The following is a 2,850-nucleotide window of genomic DNA, read 5'->3' as shown; positions in this document are numbered from 1 at the left end:
ACGTAGTGTTATATGCGGCAGCTCTCGCTGCCGATGAACCAAGCCGGATCGGATTCATCGTTTCCAAGAGTGTCGGGAACGCTGTTGTCAGGAACCTCGTTAAGAGGAGACTGAGAGAAGCCGGTGCATTGTCGTTGCAGAAATACGGCAGCGGGTTCGCCATTGTGGTCCGGGCCCTGCCCGCCGCAGCGGGAGCCAGCTGGGACCAGCTGCTTGCCGACTATGACGCCGCTTTGGAGACGACCATGAAAAGGCTGGGCAACCGCCTTTCGCAGGCTGCTTCACCAGGTTCTAACGAGACGACACAGGAAGGGACCCCGCGTGCGTAACTCAACTGCCGCCGTCGTCCCTCCTGCAAGATCCGCAGCAGCATGGTTGGGCCGGGCAGTCTGGAACCTGCCCCGCGATGTCCTCATCCTGTTGCTCCTGGCGTACCGCAAGGTGATCTCACCGCTGTACGGCCAGGTTTGCCGTTTTTTCCCCAGCTGTTCGGCCTATGCCCTTGAAGCGATCACCGTCCACGGCGCGGTGAAAGGAAGCTGGCTCGCTGCGAGGCGCCTGTTGCGCTGCCATCCATGGAATGCCGGTGGTGTGGACCATGTCCCCGCCGGGCATCGGGAATGGCCCGCGGGCCGCACCCCCACAATTGTTGTGCTGAACAATCCGGACATATACCTGGCTGCTCAGCCTGATGGAGAAGGCCGCACTGCGGCCTGACGAATAGGGAATCGTATGGACATCTTTGGAACAATCTTGGCCCCGTTCAAATGGCTGGTCTCAGCCATCATGGTCGGCTTCCATGACGGACTCAGCGCCATTGGCATGCCGGCGGCCAGCGGCTGGACCTGGACCCTGGCCATCATCGGGCTGGTGCTGGTCATCCGCGCCGCCCTGATTCCCGTCTTCGTCAAGCAGATCAAGGCCCAGCGCGGGATGCAGCTCCTGCAGCCGGACCTGAAGAAAATGCAGGACAAGTACAAGGGCAAGACGGACCAGCTCTCCCGCCAGGCCATGGCGCAGGAACAGATGGCGCTGTACAAGAAGCACGGCACCAACCCGTTCTCCGCCTGCCTGCCCATGCTGATCCAGATGCCCTTCTTCTTTGCGCTCTTCCAGGTGCTCTCCGGCATCAGTTCGGCTAAGGCGGGCGGCCAGGGCATCGGCGCCATGAGCCCGGAACAGGTCAAGCAGTTCGACGAATCCACCATCTTCGGTGCCCCGCTCTCCGCCTCCCTGCTCCACGGCGGCGGCGGGAACCAGATGTCGGTGTGGATCCTCTCCATCGTGATGATCCTGGCCATGACGGCCTCGCAGTTCATCACGCAGAAGCAGATCATGGCCAAGAACATGTCCGAAGAGGCCCTGGCCAGCCCGTTCATGCGCCAGCAGAAAATGATGCTCTACATCCTGCCGGTCGTCTTCGGTGTGGGCGGTATTAACTTCCCCATCGGCGTCCTGATCTACTGGACCACCACCAACCTGTGGACCATGGGACAGCAGTTCTTCGTGATCCGCCGGATGCCTACGCCGGGATCGCCGGCGGCCAAGGCTCTCGCCGAGCGCCGGGCAGCCAAGGGCCTGCCCGCCCTGCCCCTTTTGGGCGGCAAGAAGGTCGACGCCGACGCCGAGGCCGAAGCCTCCGCCGCGGCCGCCGTCGAAGCCAAGACCCAGCGCGTCCAGCCGCAACGCAAGAACAGGAAGAGGAAGTAATGTCCGCCGAGAGCACCGAACACGCTATTTCCGCCGAGTTTGACGACGACCGGGACGACGCCCAGAGCGCGGCCGACGACTCGTCACAGGGTGCGGAGACCGGCACCGGCAAGAGTGTTTCCGCCAGCCGCCTCGAAGAAGAAGGCGACGTCGCTGCGGACTACCTCGAGGAACTGCTGGATATCGCGGACATTGATGGCGACATCGACATCGAGGTCCGCAACGGCCGCACGTACATCTCGATCGTCGCCGAAGAGGAAGCCGCCGGGCTGGACAGCCTGGTGGGCCGTGACGGCGAAGTCCTTGAGGCCCTCCAGGAGCTCACGCGGCTCGCCGTCCTCTCCGCGACGGAGAACCGCTCCCGCCTGGTGCTGGATATCAACGGCTACCGTGCCGAGCGCGCCGGCGACCTGCAGAAGATCGCTGAAGACGCCGTCGCCGCTGTGAAGGATTCCGGTGAGGCAGTTGCCCTGGCTCCGATGAGCGCCTACGAACGCAAGATCGTGCATGACGCCGTCGCTGATTTGGGACTCGTGAGCGAGTCCGAAGGCGAAGGCGCCGACCGGCACATCGTTGTCTCCGCAGACTGAACCGTTGACTAGCTTGATGGTTGAAATTACCGCGCCGGAACTCAAGGCAGCAGAGTCCATCTTCGGCGACCGCCTGGAACTGGCGAAACGCTACGTCGAGCATCTGGCGACATCCGGGACCGAGCGGGGCCTGATCGGGCCCCGTGAGGTGCCGCGGCTTTGGAGCCGGCACGTGCTTAACTGCGCCGTCATTGAGAGCCAGATTGCCCACGGAAGCCATGTCGCCGACGTCGGCAGCGGCGCCGGCCTGCCTGGCCTGTGCCTGGCCATTGCGCGGCCGGATCTGGAACTGACGCTGATCGAACCACTGGAGCGCCGCGTCATCTGGCTCCAGGAGGTGGTGGATGATCTTGGCCTCCAGAACGTCACGATCATGCGCACCCGCGCGGAACTCGCAGTGGGACTCGTGAACGCCGACGTCGTGACTGCCCGCGCCGTATCCGCGCTGTCCAATCTCGCCGGGCTGACCATTCCGCTCCTGGCCGGCAAGGGAGAAGTCGTCGCCATCAAGGGACGCAGCGCCGGCGAGGAAATCGAAAAGGCCGCCAAG

General features: G+C 63.6%; 5 protein-coding genes. All 5 read left to right on the top strand.

Annotated features, from left to right (window positions below):
* The coding region (gene rnpA / locus LQV45_RS23865; protein ID WP_230009111.1) for a ribonuclease P protein component at positions 1-329 on the top strand (329 nt) is incomplete at its 5' end.
* Positions 322-717: a membrane protein insertion efficiency factor YidD gene (gene yidD / locus LQV45_RS23860; protein ID WP_230009110.1), complete on the top strand. Its 396-nt coding sequence runs from the start codon at positions 322-324 to the stop codon at positions 715-717. The genes rnpA and yidD, both read left to right, overlap by 8 nt.
* A gap of 15 nt (positions 718-732) precedes the next feature.
* Positions 733-1,710, top strand: coding sequence for a membrane protein insertase YidC (gene yidC / locus LQV45_RS23855; RefSeq protein ID WP_230009109.1), 978 nt, complete (start codon positions 733-735; stop codon positions 1,708-1,710).
* Positions 1,710-2,300 (top strand): R3H domain-containing nucleic acid-binding protein, encoded by a 591-nt coding sequence (locus LQV45_RS23850; RefSeq protein WP_230009108.1) that lies wholly within the window; start codon positions 1,710-1,712, stop codon positions 2,298-2,300. Before yidC ends, LQV45_RS23850 begins: the two co-directional genes overlap by 1 nt.
* A 16-nt stretch (positions 2,301-2,316) precedes the next feature.
* Positions 2,317-2,850, top strand: a 534-nt coding sequence (gene rsmG / locus LQV45_RS23845) for a 16S rRNA (guanine(527)-N(7))-methyltransferase RsmG (RefSeq protein ID WP_230009112.1), incomplete at its 3' end; no start/stop codon positions are given.

This window comes from Microbacterium sp. Bi128 (assembly GCF_918698205.1).
Note: the sequence above shows the minus strand (reverse complement) of the source record. Positions and strands in the feature narration are given on the sequence as shown.